At 69.1% G+C, this 14658-nt stretch carries 15 protein-coding genes; 10 read left to right on the top strand and 5 right to left on the bottom strand.

The window, feature by feature from the left end; genetic code table 11:
• Positions 1 to 111 precede the first annotated feature (111 nt).
• The 5 genes from ACSQ2F_RS03510 (at position 112) to ACSQ2F_RS03490 (ending at position 4670) form a co-directional block, all read left to right on the top strand.
• Entirely contained in the window at positions 112 to 1224 is a 1113-nt protein-coding gene (locus ACSQ2F_RS03510) for an aromatic ring-hydroxylating oxygenase subunit alpha (protein WP_436019821.1), read from the top strand.
• 31 nt (positions 1225 to 1255) lie between these two features.
• The gene (locus ACSQ2F_RS03505) at positions 1256 to 2146 is read left to right on the top strand and encodes a DMT family transporter (RefSeq protein WP_436019819.1); all 891 of its coding nucleotides are present in this window, start codon (positions 1256 to 1258) and stop codon (positions 2144 to 2146) included.
• 4 nt (positions 2147 to 2150) lie between these two features.
• The gene (locus ACSQ2F_RS03500) at positions 2151 to 2987 is read left to right on the top strand and encodes a sulfurtransferase (protein WP_436019817.1); all 837 of its coding nucleotides are present in this window, start codon (positions 2151 to 2153) and stop codon (positions 2985 to 2987) included.
• 106 nt (positions 2988 to 3093) lie between these two features.
• A complete protein-coding gene (locus ACSQ2F_RS03495) occupies positions 3094 to 3528 on the top strand; it encodes a universal stress protein (RefSeq protein WP_436019815.1) in 435 nt (144 codons plus the stop codon).
• Between the two features lie 221 nt (positions 3529 to 3749).
• Positions 3750 to 4670, top strand: a complete 921-nt coding sequence (locus ACSQ2F_RS03490; RefSeq protein WP_436019813.1) for an oxygenase MpaB family protein — start codon at positions 3750 to 3752, stop codon at positions 4668 to 4670.
• A gap of 64 nt (positions 4671 to 4734) precedes the next feature.
• On the opposite strand, the gene ACSQ2F_RS03485 is transcribed toward ACSQ2F_RS03490, so the two are convergent.
• Positions 4735 to 5511: a ZIP family metal transporter gene (locus ACSQ2F_RS03485; protein ID WP_436019811.1), complete on the bottom strand. Its 777-nt coding sequence runs from the start codon at positions 5509 to 5511 to the stop codon at positions 4735 to 4737.
• An 84-nt stretch (positions 5512 to 5595) separates the two neighbouring features.
• Positions 5596 to 6468: a dienelactone hydrolase family protein gene (locus ACSQ2F_RS03480; RefSeq protein WP_436019809.1), complete on the bottom strand. Its 873-nt coding sequence runs from the start codon at positions 6466 to 6468 to the stop codon at positions 5596 to 5598.
• A gap of 131 nt (positions 6469 to 6599) precedes the next feature.
• Here ACSQ2F_RS03480 and ACSQ2F_RS03475 point away from each other — a divergent pair, with 131 nt between their 5' ends.
• From ACSQ2F_RS03475 to ACSQ2F_RS03465, 3 genes are all read left to right on the top strand, one after another.
• The gene (locus ACSQ2F_RS03475; protein ID WP_436019807.1) at positions 6600 to 8120 is read left to right on the top strand and encodes a Ppx/GppA phosphatase family protein; all 1521 of its coding nucleotides are present in this window, start codon (positions 6600 to 6602) and stop codon (positions 8118 to 8120) included.
• Positions 8121 to 8132: 12 nt separating this feature from the next.
• Positions 8133 to 8756 (top strand): DJ-1/PfpI family protein, encoded by a 624-nt coding sequence (locus ACSQ2F_RS03470; protein ID WP_436019805.1) that lies wholly within the window; start codon positions 8133 to 8135, stop codon positions 8754 to 8756.
• A gap of 173 nt (positions 8757 to 8929) precedes the next feature.
• On the top strand, positions 8930 to 9094 hold the full coding sequence (locus ACSQ2F_RS03465) for a hypothetical protein (RefSeq protein ID WP_436019803.1): 165 nt from the start codon (positions 8930 to 8932) through the stop codon (positions 9092 to 9094).
• Positions 9095 to 9193: 99 nt separating this feature from the next.
• On the opposite strand, the gene ACSQ2F_RS03460 is transcribed toward ACSQ2F_RS03465, so the two are convergent.
• From ACSQ2F_RS03460 to ACSQ2F_RS03450, 3 genes are all read right to left on the bottom strand, one after another.
• Entirely contained in the window at positions 9194 to 9664 is a 471-nt protein-coding gene (locus ACSQ2F_RS03460; RefSeq protein WP_436019801.1) for an SRPBCC family protein, read from the bottom strand.
• Positions 9665 to 9828: 164 nt separating this feature from the next.
• The gene (locus tag ACSQ2F_RS03455; protein ID WP_436019799.1) at positions 9829 to 10569 is read right to left on the bottom strand and encodes a nucleotidyl transferase AbiEii/AbiGii toxin family protein; all 741 of its coding nucleotides are present in this window, start codon (positions 10567 to 10569) and stop codon (positions 9829 to 9831) included.
• Complete coding sequence (locus ACSQ2F_RS03450) at positions 10562 to 11068, bottom strand: helix-turn-helix domain-containing protein (protein WP_436019797.1); 507 nt, start codon at positions 11066 to 11068, stop codon at positions 10562 to 10564. Before ACSQ2F_RS03450 ends, ACSQ2F_RS03455 begins: the two co-directional genes overlap by 8 nt.
• Before the next feature lie 344 nt (positions 11069 to 11412).
• On the opposite strand from ACSQ2F_RS03450, the gene ACSQ2F_RS03445 reads away from it, so the two are divergent.
• On the top strand, positions 11413 to 12657 hold the full coding sequence (locus ACSQ2F_RS03445) for a pectinesterase family protein (protein ID WP_436019795.1): 1245 nt from the start codon (positions 11413 to 11415) through the stop codon (positions 12655 to 12657).
• Positions 12658 to 12782: 125 nt separating this feature from the next.
• The gene (locus ACSQ2F_RS03440) at positions 12783 to 14600 is read left to right on the top strand and encodes a hypothetical protein (protein WP_436019793.1); all 1818 of its coding nucleotides are present in this window, start codon (positions 12783 to 12785) and stop codon (positions 14598 to 14600) included.
• Positions 14601 to 14658: the final 58 nt, after the last annotated feature.

Below are 14658 nucleotides of genomic sequence, written 5' to 3'. Positions count from 1 at the left end.
ACAATAGCCCCCTCGCTGTCAAACACGCGCCGTGCGTAGCGAGACATCCCACTCCTGCGGTCACCCTCAGGGGTGGCACGTCGACATCGGTTATAGGAGATCCTCGGGATCATGTCCGACCTGAGCCTCACCCTCGAAGCTCTCGAGCAGAATTGCTCTCAACTCCCCGTAGCAGCCTACTTCGACGACGACCTTCATCGTCGCGAGATGGAGCTCATCTTCCAGCATGGGCCGAGGTACCTCGGCCATGAACTGGCAGTGCCCGAGTTGGGAGACCACTACGCCCTGCCCCAGGAGGGCGAAGGCCGCGCGCTGATGCGCACACCGCAGGGCGTGCAGCTCATCTCCAACGTCTGCCGGCACCGGCAGGCGGTGATGCTGCGCGGCCGGGGCAACACCGGCAGCAACATCGTCTGTCCGCTGCACCGCTGGACCTACGGCCTCGACGGCCAGCTGAAGGGCGCCCCGCACTTCGCCCAGGACCCCTGCCTGCACCTGAACACCTACAAGACGCGCACCTGGAACGGGCTCGTCTTCGAGGACAACGGCCGCGACATCGAGGCCGAACTGCGCGGCATCGGCCCGCAGGCCGACCTGTCCTTCGAGGGTTTCGTGCTCGACCGGGTGCACGTGCACGAGTGCGACTACAACTGGAAGACGTTCATCGAGGTCTACCTCGAGGACTACCACGTGGGCCCGTTCCACCCGGGCCTGAGCCAGTTCGTCACCTGCTCCGACCTGCGCTGGGAATTCGGCAAGCACCACTCGGTGCAGACGGTGGGCGCCAACAACGCCCTGGTCAAGGCCGGCTCCGACGTCTACCGCCGCTGGCATGACGCCGTGCTCGCCTTCCGCAACGGCGTGCCGCCCGAGAAGGGGGCCATCTGGCTCACCTACTACCCGAACATCATGGTCGAGTGGTATCCGCACGTCCTGGTGGTGTCCACGCTGTACCCGAAGGGGCCGCAGAAGACGGTCAACGTGGTGGAGTTCTTCTACCCCGAGGAGATCCACGCCTTCGAGCGCGACTTCGTCGAGGCGCAGCAAGCCGCCTACCTCGAGACCTGCATCGAGGACGACGAGATCGCGCTGCGCATGGACGCGGGCCGCCGTGCGCTGCACGAACGCGGTGACAACGAGGTCGGCCCCTACCAGTCGCCGATGGAAGACGGCATGCAGCAGTTCCACGAGTGGTACCGCCGCACGATGAACTTCCGCGCCTGATCCGCCCCCTGAGCGCCCTGCCCCGCACCTGATGTCCGCTCCCGCCCTCATGGTCCTGGCGACCTTCCTGTTCGCCACCATGGGGGTTTGCGTGAAGCTGGCGTCGGCGCTGTACGGCACGGGCGAGATCGTCTTCTACCGCGGGCTGATCGGGGCCAGCATGCTGTTCTTCGTCAGCCGTGCCCGTGGCGGTAGCCTGCGCACGCGCGTGCCGGCCATGCATTTCTGGCGTGCCATCACCGGCGTGACCGCGCTCAGCATGTGGTTCTACGCCATCGGCAACCTGCCGCTGGCCACCGCCATGACCTTGAACTACATGTCCTCGGTGTGGATGGCGCTGTTCCTCATCGGTGGTGCCGTGGCCCTGGGCACCACCCGGGTGGACGGCAAGGTCGTGGCCACGGTGCTGCTCGGCTTCGCCGGCGTCGCCCTGGTGCTGCGTCCCACGATGGACCAGGACCAGCTCTGGCACGGCGTGGTCGGTCTCATCTCCGGAATGATCTCGGCCACTGCCTACCTGCAGGTGACGGCGCTCGGCCGCGCCGGCGAGCCGGAGTACCGGACGGTCTTCTACTTCTCGCTCGGCGGCATGGTGGCCGGCGGCGTGCTGGCGCTCGTCACCGGCGGCCTGCACACCCACACGCTCAAGGGCGCGGCACTGCTGGTGGCGGTGGGCCTGCTCGCCACCACGGCCCAGTTGCTCATGACCCGCGCCTATGCCACCGGCCGCACGCTGGTCAACGCGAGCCTGCAGTACCTGGGCATCGCGTTCGCCTTCGGCTATGGGGTGCTGCTGTTCGACGACCCGGTCACGTGGATGGCACTCGCCGGCATGGTGCTGATCGTCGGCGCCGGCGTGGCCGCCACCCTGCTGCGCACCAAGGTGACGCAGACGTCCGACACCACCATGACGGAGTCCTGACGCCGTGCCCTCCCCCCTGATCTCCGCCGCTGCCCTGCGCGCCGCATCGCCCGCCCCCCTGCTGCTGGACTGCAGCTTCGACCTGGCCGACCCGGGCGCCGGCGAGCGTGCCTACGACGCCGGCCACCTGCCCGGCGCGGTGTACGTTCACCTCGACCGCGACCTGTCCGGCACCAAGACCGGCACCAACGGGCGCCACCCGCTGCCCGCGCGGGAGGCTGCCGCGGCCTGGATGTTCTCGCTCGGCATCGCGCCCGGTCGGCCGGTGGTGGTGTACGACCGCCAGAACGGCATGTTCGCCGCCCGGGCCTGGTGGCTGCTGCGCTGGCTGGGCCATGCCGACGTGGCCCTGCTCGACGGGGGCCTCGCCACCTGGGTGGCGGCCGACGGCCCGCTCGAAACCGAGCGACCGGTGCCGCAGCCGGTGGCGCCCTACCGCGTCAATCCGCCCGCCATGCCGACCATCGACGTGACCGCCCTGCAGGCGGGACTGGCCGGCTTGCGCGTCATCGACGCCCGCGCCCCCGAACGCTACCGCGGCGAGGTGGAACCGCTGGATGCCGCGGCCGGCCACATTCCCGGCGCCGTGAACCGGTTCTTCCAGCACAACCTGCTGCCGGACGGCCGCTTCAAGCCGGCGGAGCAGCTGCGCGAGGAGTACGCCGCGCTCCTTCAGGGACAGGCCGCTTCGCGCACCGTCATGCAATGCGGCTCCGGCGTCACCGCCTGCCATGACGTGCTGGCGATGGAGGCCGCAGGCCTGGGCACGCCGGTGCTGTACCCCGGCTCCTGGAGCGAGTGGTCCGCGGACCCGTCGCGGCCGGTGGCCGTCGGCGACTGAGCGAACGGTTCGTCCTGCGTTCGCCGCGCGCGGCATCGACATTTGTCATTGACCGCCATGCGGGTGCGGTCTACGCTGGAGCCGTCCCGGTCACTGCGAGGTTCCCATGTTCCAACGCATCCTGATTCCCACCGACGGCTCCGACATCACCCACAAGTCGGTGTCCACCGCGCTGTCGCTCGCCGCTTCGGTAGGCGCCCGGGTCTACGTGCTGAGCGTCAAGGAGCCGTTCCCGTACAGCGCGATCTCCGAAATGCAGCCGACGCCGCCACAGGAGTTCTTCGAGGCCCAGGAGCGCATCGCCAGCAGCCGCGTGCAGGAAGTTGCGCAACTGGCTGAAACCCAGGGCGTGGTCTGCGAGACGCACACCGTCGAAGCCCTGCACCCTTGGGAAGCCATCATCGAGCTGGCGCAGCAGAAGGCCTGCGACCTGATCGTCATGGCCTCGCATGGGCGCCGTGGCGTCACCGCCCTGCTGCTCGGCAGCGAAACACAGAAGGTGCTGACGCACAGCAAGGTGCCGGTGCTGGTGGTGCGCTGAGCTCGCCACTCCGCTGCATCGGCGCCCGAGGCCGGAGTGCCGGCCGACGCTGCGAACCCCCGGGCTTCGGGTGGTGACGGCTGCTGCACGGGAGGACACCTCCGGGGCTGGATCCGAGCATCCCGAGCCGTGCCCATCCCGGCTGCGCCCGATGGCAACCATCAGGCAGGCCCATTCCGTGACGGGAAGACAGCCCCACACCGGCGCCCGACAATGCGCCCATGAGCCGTGGGCCGCTGTCACTCCCCTCCCCGCTGGTCGATCTGATTGACCAGCATGCCCTCCGGCTCATGCAGCCGCCCGACGGCCCGCCGGTCGATTTCGCGAACCCGGCCGGCGAAGCGGCGCTGCTGGCGGCGGACTCGGTATCGTGGCGAACGTTCAAGAACCCCGTCACGGTCTTCATTGGGGGTGTGGCGGCCGTGATCCTGGAGCTGGCCGAGCCGGCGGTGCGCGCGGGCGTCTGGACCCATTCGAGCTTCAAGACGGACCCCCTGCGGCGAATGCAGCGCACGGGCCTTGCGGCCATGTCGACGGTGTACGGCCCGGCGAGCCGAACGAAGGCGATGATCGCGCGGGTGGTGCGCATGCACGGCCGCGTGACGGGCACCACCGAACACGGCCGGCCGTACGAGGCCAATGACGTCGACCTGCTGACCTGGGTGCATGCCACCGCCACCTGGGGTTTCGCCGCGGCCTACAGCCGCTATGTTCAGCCCCTCGACGACGAGGCGCTGCAGCGGCTGTACACCGAAGCCCGTCCCGCTGCCCAGCTGTACGGCGCCGCACACCCGCCCACCGATCCGGCGCAGATGCGCGCGCTGTTCGCCCGCATGGCGCCCCGGCTGGAGGCCTCGCCGGTGATCCTCGAATTCCTGTCGATCATGCGCACGGCGCCGATCCTGCCGGTGCCGGTGAGGCGCGCGCAAGGGCTGCTCGTCGGTGCCGCCGTGGAGCTGCTCGATGCGGACCTGCGGGCGCGGCTCGCGCTCGATGCGGGTCACGGCCTGAGCCGGTGGCAGCGCATGCTGGTGGACCGCATCGCCGGCATCGCCGAGCGGACCTTGCTGCCGACGAGCCCGGCGGTGCAGTCGTGCCTGCGCCTGGGACTGCCCCCGGACTACCTGTACGGCCGGTCCTGACCCACGACGCACTGGCGCGGCTGCAGGTTCAACGCACGCCCGCCGGGCGGCCTTGCCGGCTCGCTCAGTGGATGTGCAGGCTGCCGACGATGGCCATCGTGATGCCCAGGCCCGCGGCCAGCCAGGCGATCTGCGAAAGCGTCTCGCGCAGGGGCAGGCGGTGCTGCAGCTGGGGGATCAGGTCGGCCACCGCGACATAGATGAAGCTGCTGGAGGCCACCACCAGCATGTACGGGAAGAGCGACTCCCACGGCCCCACCACCAGGTAGCCGATGACACCGCCCGCCACGGCGGCCAGGCCCGAGGCCGCGTTGTAGAGCAGCGCCTTCTTGCGCGAGAACCCGGCGTTGAGCAGCACGATGTAGTCGCCCACCTCCTGCGGAATCTCGTGGGCAATGATGGCCGCGGCGGTGACGAAGCCAAGGTGGGTGTCGGCCAGGAAGGCGGCGGCGATGATGACGCCGTCGCAGAAGTTGTGGATGCTGTCGCCGACCAGCACGCTCCAGCCACCGCGACCGGCCTGCTGGCGGTCGAAGCCATGATGGTGGTGGTGGTGGTCGCTCTCGTGATGGTGGCCGTGCCGGTAGAGCTCGGCCTTCTCCAGCAGGAAGAAGAAGAGCAGGCCGCCGAGCAAGGTGAGGAACAGCGAGTGGGCGCCCGCGGAGCTTTCGAACGCTTCGGGCATGACGTGCAGCAGCGCGGTGCCGAGCAACACGCCGGTCGACAGGCTCACCAGGTGATGCACCACCTTGCTCAGGACCGCGACGGTGAGGCTGGCGGCGATCACCACCGACAGCAGGCCACCCGCCAGGGTGGTCATCAGGATGTACAAAAGCGTCATTCGCGAACCGTCACGTCAATCCACCCACAGAGCACATGAAAAAAGCCGCGCGATGCGCGGCTCCTCCGGCAGCGGGCCCCGGGCTCAGGCCACGCCGTTGGCCTTGAACCAGGCCACCGCCCGCTTCCAGCCGTCGTCGGCCGCTTCCTTGCGGTAGCTGGGCCGGTAGTCGGCGTGGAACGCGTGCGGGGCATCCGGGTACACGACGAACTCCGATCGTTTCGCCGCCGCATTGCCCGAGGCCAGCGCCGCCTTCATCTTATCAACCGTGTCAAGCGGAATGCCGGTGTCGGCACCACCGTAGAGACCGAGCACGGGACCCGCCAGTTGCCCGGCCACGTCGACCGGGTGCTTGGGCGTGAGCGCCGAGGCCGTCCCGACGAGGCGGCCGTACCACGCAACACCGGCCTTGACCCCTGGATTGTGCGCCGTGTAGAGCCAGGTCATGCGTCCGCCCCAGCAGAAGCCGGTGACGCCGAGCCGGGCGGTGTCGCCACCATTGGCGCGCGCCCAGGCCACGGTCGCATCCAAGTCGGCCAGCACCTGCTCGTCGGGCACCTTGCCGATCACCTCGCTCATCAGCTTGGCGATCTCGGTGTAGGCCTTGGCATCGCCCTGGCGCACGAAGAGTTCGGGCGCGATGGCAAGGTAGCCGAGCTTGGCGAAGCGGCGGGCGACGTCGGCGATGTGCTCGTGCACGCCGAAGATCTCCGACAGCACGAGGATGACCGGCAGGCCGGTCTTGCCGGCGGGCGCCGCCCGGTAGGCGGGGATGGTGGTCGCGCCGACGGGGATCTGCACCTCGCCTGCGGTCAGGCCGGCGGCATCGGTCTGCACCGTCTGCGCCGAGACGGGAAGCACCGCTGCGGCGAAGCCCGATCCCACCGCGGTCTGCACGAAGCTGCGGCGCGAGAAGTCGCGGGACGGGGTGAGGCTGTCCAGATCTGAGCGAAGCATGGCGGATCTCCTGGTGGCGTAAGGGGACGGAAGGGGCTCGGACGAGAGCGAGGCATTCTAGGAAGGATGCGGAAAACCTGCTGCGCGCCGGTTGTCCCGTCGTTGCCATGAAAACCCCCGACAATGCCCGCATGAATCCTCCGCGCAGCCACGCCGTGTCACCGGACCTCGCCGCCATCGATATCGGTTCCAACAGTTTTCGCCTCGAGATCGGCCAGGTGTCGCCGGGCCGCTACAAACGCGTCGACTACGTCAAGGAGACGGTGCGCCTCGGCGCCGGGCTCGATGCCGACGGCATGCTGACCGAGGACGCGATCGTGCGTGGCCTGAATTGCCTGTCGCGGCTGCAGCAGCGGCTGGCCGGGTTCAGCCCGGCCCACGTGCGTGCGGTCGCCACCCAGACCCTGCGTGAGGCCCGCAACCGGGACCTCTTCCTGGCGCGCGCGCAGACCGTGCTCGGCTACCCCATCGAGGTCATCTCGGGCCGGGAAGAGGCTCGCCTCATCTATGCGGGCGTGGCCCGCCTGCAGCCGTCGGACAAGCCGCGCCTCGTCATCGACATCGGCGGGCGCTCGACCGAGATGATCCTCGGCCAGGGCCGCTCACCGCTGCGCGCCGAGTCGTTCCAGGTCGGCAGCGTCAGCCTGTCGATGCGCTACTTCCCCGACGGCCGGTTCACCGAGCAGGCCTTCCGTGCCGCGCAGGTGGCCGCGGGCGCGGAGTTCGAAGAGGCGCTGATGCCGTTTGCACGCCGGCACTGGGACGAATCGCTCGGCTCGTCCGGCACCGCGGGCGCGGTGTCGCAGCTGCTGGCCGCCAGCGGCATCACCGACGGCGCGATCACGCCTGAAGGCCTGCGCTGGTGCATCGACCAATGCCTGAAGGCCGGCCGGGCGGACCGCCTGTCCCTGCCGGGTTTGAAGGACGACCGCCGTGCCGTGATCGGCGGGGGTCTGGCGATCCTCTACACCTTGTCCACCCACTTCGGGATCGACTCGCTGCAGCCCGCGCGGGGCGCGTTGCGCCAGGGCGTGATCTTCGACCTGAGCGAGCGGCTCGATGCCGCCGCCGGGCGCTCCCTCGGCACGCCCGGACATGACATTCGCGAAGCTTCGGTGGCCGACCTGCAGCGCCGTTACGAGGTGGACACCGCGCAGGCCCGCCGGGTGACCGAGGTGGCCACCACCCTCTTCAACGCCGTGGCCCCCGACGCCGACCGCGCGGCGCAGCGCGAGCTGGTCTGGGCGTGCGCGCTGCACGAGATGGGCATGATGGTCTCCCACCACGATCACCATCGCCACAGTGCCTACCTGCTGGGCAACGTCGACGCGGCGGGCTTCTCGCAATCGCAGCAGCGGCGCCTGGCCGAGCTGGTGCTGGCCCAGCGAGGGGGCCTCCGGAAGGTGGAAGCCCGCCTGACCGAACCGGTCTTCGCGTGGCAGGTGATCTGCCTGCGGCTGGCGATCATCAAGTGCCACGCTCGTTCCCCGGTGGACCTGACCGCCGTGCAGCTCGAACGCCGCGGCGAGGAGGCGATCCTGTCGGTGCCGTCCACCTGGGAAGACACGCACCCCCGCACCATGTTCCTGCTCGGCGAGGAAGTGAAGGCGTGGGAGCGGGGCGGCCCCCTTCGACTGCGGCTGCACGCCTGAAGGAAAGCGACCATGACCCTCACCATTGGCATCCATGTGTTCGACGACGTCGAGGTGCTCGACTTCGCCGGCCCTTACGAAGTGTTCACCACCGCGTCGCGCGTGTGGCGGCGCCAGCACCCCGGGGCGGCCGATCCGCTCGCCGTGTGCCTGATCAGCCGGACCGGCGCCCCGGTTCGCGCCCGGGCCGGCCTGCAGGTCCAGCCGGATGCGAGCTTCACCAGCCATCCGCCGCTCGACGTGCTGGTGGTGCCGGGCGGCGTCGTGACGGCCGAGTTGGCCGACACCACGGTGGCGGCCTGGATCAAGGCGACCGCCGCATCGACCCGGATCACCGCCTCGGTGTGCACCGGTGCCTTCCTGCTCGCGCAGGCCGGCGTCCTTGAAGGGCACGCCGCCACCACGCACTGGGAAGACATCGATGACCTCCGCGCCATGTTCCCGCGGCTCGACGTGCGCACTGGTGTGCGGTGGGTCGACGAAGGTCCGGTGGTCAGTTCCGCCGGCATTTCGGCCGGGATCGACATGAGCCTGCACTTGGTGGAGCGCCTGGTGGACCGCGACCTGGCCCTGCGCACGGCGCGCCAGATGGACTTCGACTGGACCACGCCCGCCGCCGTAAGCCCGCTGGGCTGAGGGCGGGCGATCCCCGCTGAACCCTCGCCTGCGCCGTAATTGCGCGGGCTGCCAACTTGTGACGGCTGTTTCGCACGCATGCACCGGAGGGCCAGCGCCGGGCCTCCCGATCTGGCACCCTTGCGTCTGCGCCGCACTCCGCGCGGCGCCTCTCCTTGCAGTAGGCTCAACCCATGACACGCATCATCACCCTCCTCCTCGCCAGCGCCGCCCTGTCCTTGTCGGCCTGCGCCGTCTACACCCCGTCCGGTTCCGTCGTCGTGGACCCGCGCGGCCCGGCCCCCCAAGGCGGTGGCAAGCACTGCCCGCCGGGCCAGGCGAAGAAAGGCAATTGCTGACTGAACGGGTCGGGGCCCACCCACGGCCCCGCCGAGGCTGACTGGCTGAGTCAGCCCTCGGTGCCCTCGGGCGCAACCTGCCGTGCGCACGCCCGCCCGTCAGTTCCAGTTGTCGATCTTCAGATCGTCCGGTGCCGGTTGCCCCCGGCCCGTCTCGACGAGCTGACGCAGGCTCAGCAGGAAGGTCGCCCACTTCATGCTGCAGTGGGCCGTGAACTCCACTTCCTCCCGCCAGCCGCGGTGTCCGAACCGCACGATGCTGTGCTCGCCTTCACTGGTGAGCAGGAACTCGATCTCGGTGCCCACCCACTCCGGCGGCCCCTCCTGCACCTGCCAGCGAACCGCTCGCTCCGGCGTCAGCGACAACACCTCCATCACGAACACACCGACCTCGCGGCCGGCAGGATCGCGAAAGCGAAACGTGATGCGCCCGCCAGCCTGCGAGCGGCCCGTTGTTTCGCGCGTCCACCATCCCGCGAGCCCGTCGATCGTCGCCAACGCAGCGTAGACCGCCGAGACCGGCGCCTTGATTCCGACCCTGTGAACAATATCCACCATCGCCATCTCCATGGGTTTCGTTGAGTGAGAAGGTCACTCTAGGCAGACGGCCTCGCGGGTGTGAGTAACAAGCGCGTCGCGAATGTCGCGCTGGGCGGGGTGCGGGCGACGGGCTCCAGCGGCAGGTTGGTGAACGCGGCGAGGGCGAGCATCGCTGCCCTGCGCTGCCATCACCATCATGCCGAGCGAGGACGCCTCGGGGTTCGCGGCCGGGCCGTCGCAGCGGGGGCTTTCTCGAACGTCAGGCGATCCACGGCCGAGCGCAACGCTCGTTCCGGGACCGTCATTCCCATGGCCTTCATGCAGGCCTTCAAACGCGTCGGATTGTCTCGAACGAGCGCCTTGGCCTTCATGAACGCAGAGGCGATGCTGGTGCCGTAGGCGCGCTCCGCCTTGTCGACGGCGGACCGCGGGAGCGTGCCCGTGCGGGTCATCATGGCGAGGTCGATGAGGTCGCGCGACATCACGGCGCTGTCGGCCCAGCGGTCCGCGTTCGCCATGAGCTTGGTGGCGACCAGGTCGGAGTCGGTCAACCGCCACACACCGCAGATCCGGTCCGCTTCGACAGGCGGGTCGAGCTGGATTCGGCCTTCGTGGACGATCTCGAGCTTGATCGCCACGCCATCGACCTTGAAGGCGGCGCGGATGCCGTATTGGTCGACGCGCGGCTCTCGCGCCAGCTCGAGCGGAGCCTTGAGTGCCCACCGGAGCGAGCTGCCGTCGACTGCAGAGCGCATTGCCCTGTAGCCGTCCACCGAGTCGCAGATGAAGTCGACATCAACGGACTCGCGGTATTCGCCATGGGCAAGCGCGATCGCGGTGCCTCCGCCGAAGTAGCAGCGGTGTTCCTGGAAGGCGTCGCAGTCGAGCCGCTCGAGCACATGAGCGATTCGCTGGTGGTGCGGACGTTCAAACAAGCATCACCCCTTGACCGACGTTCTGCTTCAAGCGCTCGATGAGCGCGTGCTCTCGAGGGAGGATCGCCTCCTTGTCGATATGCCTCCAATTGCGTTCGTACAGCTCGAAGGCCTCGTCGGGCGTCAACTCGGCTTCGTCGTCCCGGATGTGCCACGCCAGGCCCCGCAACTGCGGGTAGTGCTTCAAGCGAATGCGCGGCGGCACGCGGCGCAGCGGTATCTCGCCTGCTGGCACTTTGGCAGCGAGCTTCACGTCGGCGCCGATGGCTTCAGCCTCGCCGTCCAGCCCCAACACGGCAAGGACCTTCATGAGGTTGCCCATGCTCACGGCGCTGTCTCCAGCCTCCAGGCGAGCGAGGGTCACTCTGGTGATCCCGGCGTCCTTGGCCACGGCCTCTGCCGTACGGCCACGGCGGAGGCGCGCAGCACGGATCCGCTCACCCAAGAGGGCAAGTTGAAGTTGAAGCGCGTGGTTCAGTGCTGGGGCTTTCGCTGGCATGTATCGCATTATATGCGAACGGAACCTTCGCGGCACACCGATCCCCGTGACGCGCTGGGCCAACGACGGGCAAGGGCCGGTGCGACCGAGGTTCACGTCGAGGCGCGCAGACAGCCCGAACACCGTGCATGGCCAGCCGGCCGACGAAGGGCGCAGGAAAGCACTTGTTGTCGTACATCTTGCCGCGCGCATCCCTTCCGACGCGGTCAAGCAGCACCGCTATCGCGCCCGCCGCCCAATGGACACGGGTATTCACGCATTCAAGGCAGGCAGGGGCCAGACCTACGATGTCGTACATCTCGCCGGCGCTTGAGCGAACGGTGACACCCACTCAGGAGACTTCGATGCACTTGCGACCCCGTCCGGCGCTGGCTCTGGCGTTCTCGGCACTCTTGTCACTCGGCGCGTGTGGCGGCGGATCGGACGAGGTGACGCCCCCGCCGGCGACGCCGGATCTAGGCACCGCGAGCCGGCCGCTGCTGGATCCGGCGGTGGCGGCGGACTTCACGGCGGCGCGGTACCTGGCGCAGGCGGGCACCTTGGGAGCGGACGGCTCGTCGCTCACCGTGGATGGGTGGACGCCGCCTGCGGTGGGAGACGTGGCGGCGCTGACGCCTGCCTTCGTGGTGGCCGCCGACGGGAGTGGCACCCACACGACCTTGCAGGCAGCCATCGATGCCGTGCCGGCAGCAGGGCCCGGCGTCGCGCGTCACCCGATCCTCATGAAGCCGGGCACGTACCGCGAAGTGGTCTGTGCCAACGGCAAGGCCCCGATCACGCTGTATGGCCTGGGGGCGGATGCGGCCGAGGTCACCATCGTGGCGGGCCACTACAACGGTGAAGCCAAGGTGGCCGGCACCCCGGCCAATCCCTGCAACCCCAATGCGGCCGCCGCGACGTACGGCACCAGCGGCAGCGCGTCCGTCGCGATCTACAGCGACGACTTCCACGCGAAGAACATCACCTTCGCCAACGACGCCATGCGCGACGTAGTGCATGGCGAAGGCTACCCGGCCGGTGCGTCGGGCCGCAGCGGCGCGCAGGCCGTGGCCCTGATGACGCAGGGCGATCGACTCGTGTTCGACAACGTGCGCGTGGTGGGCCACCAGGACTCCCTCTATGTGAAGACGGCCAACACGGGCACCGTCTCGCGCGCCTACTTCGTGCGCTCGCACATCCAGGGTGACGTCGATTTTATCTTCGGCCGCGGCACCGCCGTGTTCGAACAGTGCGAGGTGCACTACCTCAACCGCCGGCTTCCGGTGGGCGCGTCCACGGCCATGCTCGCCCCGAGCACCTCGCCGCTGAATCGCTACGGGCACCTGTTCGTGCAGAGCCGATTCACCGCCGAAGCCGGCACCGTGCCCGGCACCATTCACCTCGGGCGCGCCTGGGATGAAGGCGTGAACGCCACGACGAATCCGTATGTGGCAGGCACCTCGCCCAACGGGCAATTGCTCGTGCGGAACAGCGCGCTCGGCGCCCACATTCAGCCCGAGGCGCCGTGGACGACCTCGACGTCGGGCCGTGCCTGGAGCCGCGAGGGCAACCGCTTCGCCGAATTCCAGAACACGGCGCTCGCGCCTTGACCCCACCCACGCGTGCCGCTGATGCACGCGCGATGAACCCCCCGGCTCCGCGGGTGCCGGGTCCCTTCGCTCGCGTTCGTTCAACCGTCGGCGCACGGCGCCACAGTCTCACACAGGCATCCCTCATGAACCGCAACTTCGTCATTGGCGGCCACCGCGCCCTGCGATCCGCCGCTGTGCTCATCACCCTTGCAGCGGCCCTGGCCGCCTGCGGCGGCGACGACGACACGGCCACGCCCGCCCCACCGCCAGCCCCTCCGGTCACCGTTCCGCCCGGCACGCTGTCGTCCCTGGGTGCCGACGGTTGGGCAGCCGTCGCGCCGGAAGGCGGTGCCTTCGCCGTGACCGGCGGGGAAGGCGCAGCGGCCGCGCGCATCCACGTGGTGGAGAACCGCGCCCAGCTCGTGCAGGCGCTCTACGGCCGAGCCGTGGACGACACGCTGGGCGCCTTGCCGGTGGCCGAGAAGAAGCTCATCTACGTGAAGGGCCGCATCGACCTCAACGTGGACGACGCCAACGCGCCGCTGGCGCCCGAGGCCTACATGCAGCAATGCGGGCCGACGGTCACCAGCTTCACGTCGTACGCAAGCTTCTATGCCGCCTACAAGGCCGCCTACGATCCGAACCTGTGGGTGCGCCAGTCGCTGGAGAGCGATGGCCGACCGCCCGCCCTGCCCCTGAAGGCCGCCGACGGCACCCTTACGCTGGAAGGTCAGCGTGCGTGCTTCGCGTCGAAGCAGGCACGCCGCATCGCCCTGCGTGTCGGGTCCAACACCTCGCTCATCGGCCTCGGCACCGATGCGCAGATCACCGGCGGCAACCTGCGGCTGGGCGACGTGACCGTCGGCACCGACACCGACGCCGCAGGCAACATCCTCGTGAGCGACGTGGTCCGTGCCCAGAACATCGTCGTTCGCAACATCCACTTCTCCGACTCGTACGACTCGTTCCCGGGATGGGACCCCAAGGACTCGTTCAGCATCGCGGCCGCCGACTTCGGCGTCGGCCTGTGCAACCGAGCCTTCGACGCAGCGACCGACCAGGGCCCGCACCAGTGCCCGAGCCGCAAGGGCGGCCGCTGGAATTCGGAGTACGACCTGATCTCCGTCTTCAACGCCACCAACGTCTGGATCGACGGCAACACCTTCGACGATGGTGACCGCCCCGACAAGCTCGACCCGCCGGTGCCCGGCTGGGCTGCGCCCTTCAACGTGCCGGAGCAGAAGGTGCAGCACCACGATGGCCTGGTCGACGTGACCCTGTTCGGCAGCCACGTGACCCTCTCGTACAACCACTTCCGCAACCACGACAAGACGCACCTGCTGGGCGGCACGGACCTCACCGGCCGCTACAGCGATGGCACGCAGGTGCTGACCTCGGGCCCGGACAAGCTGGCCGTCACGCTGCATCACAACCGCTACGAGAACACGGTGCAACGCCAGCCCCGGGTGCGGTTCGGCAAGGTGCACGTGTACAACAACCTCTCCACCGGGCAGCTCAAGCCGTCGGGCGGCAGCACAGCACCGGCGCCCGACTACGCCTGGTCGGTGGCGTGGCAGATCGGCACGGCGGCCAAGCTGTACGTCGAGAACAACGTGCTGGAGCTCGCGCTCAACGGCAGCACCAAGACGCCGGCCCAGCTGACCTTCGGCGACAGCATCGCCTCCACCGTGTCCAACCAGACGAAGTGCACCGCCGCCGGCTACTCGACCGCGGACTGCGCGACGTACTTCTTCGAGACGGGCACCGTGCTGAACGACGTCGCCCTCGCGCCCGGCGCTCTGCTGGCCGCGGCCCAGCTCAAAGGCACCGGCAGCACCGCGCCGGTGAACGTGCTGGACGCGAACTACTGGGTGCCGGCCGCGAGCTATGCGTACACTGCGCAAACGCCGGAAGAGGCCAGGAAGGAAGTTCTGGCCAAGGCCGGCGCCGGTCGTCGTTGAGTCGGGCGGCATGGGGCGGAGGGACAGATCGGTGGCCCTGTCTGTCCGAGCAGCGACG

It is taken from the genome of Rhizobacter sp. LjRoot28, assembly GCF_964253025.1.
In the GTDB taxonomy this organism is placed as follows: domain Bacteria; phylum Pseudomonadota; class Gammaproteobacteria; order Burkholderiales; family Burkholderiaceae_C; genus Rhizobacter.
The sequence above is the reverse complement of the archived record's forward strand: the minus strand, read 5'-3'. Positions and strand labels throughout refer to the sequence as shown.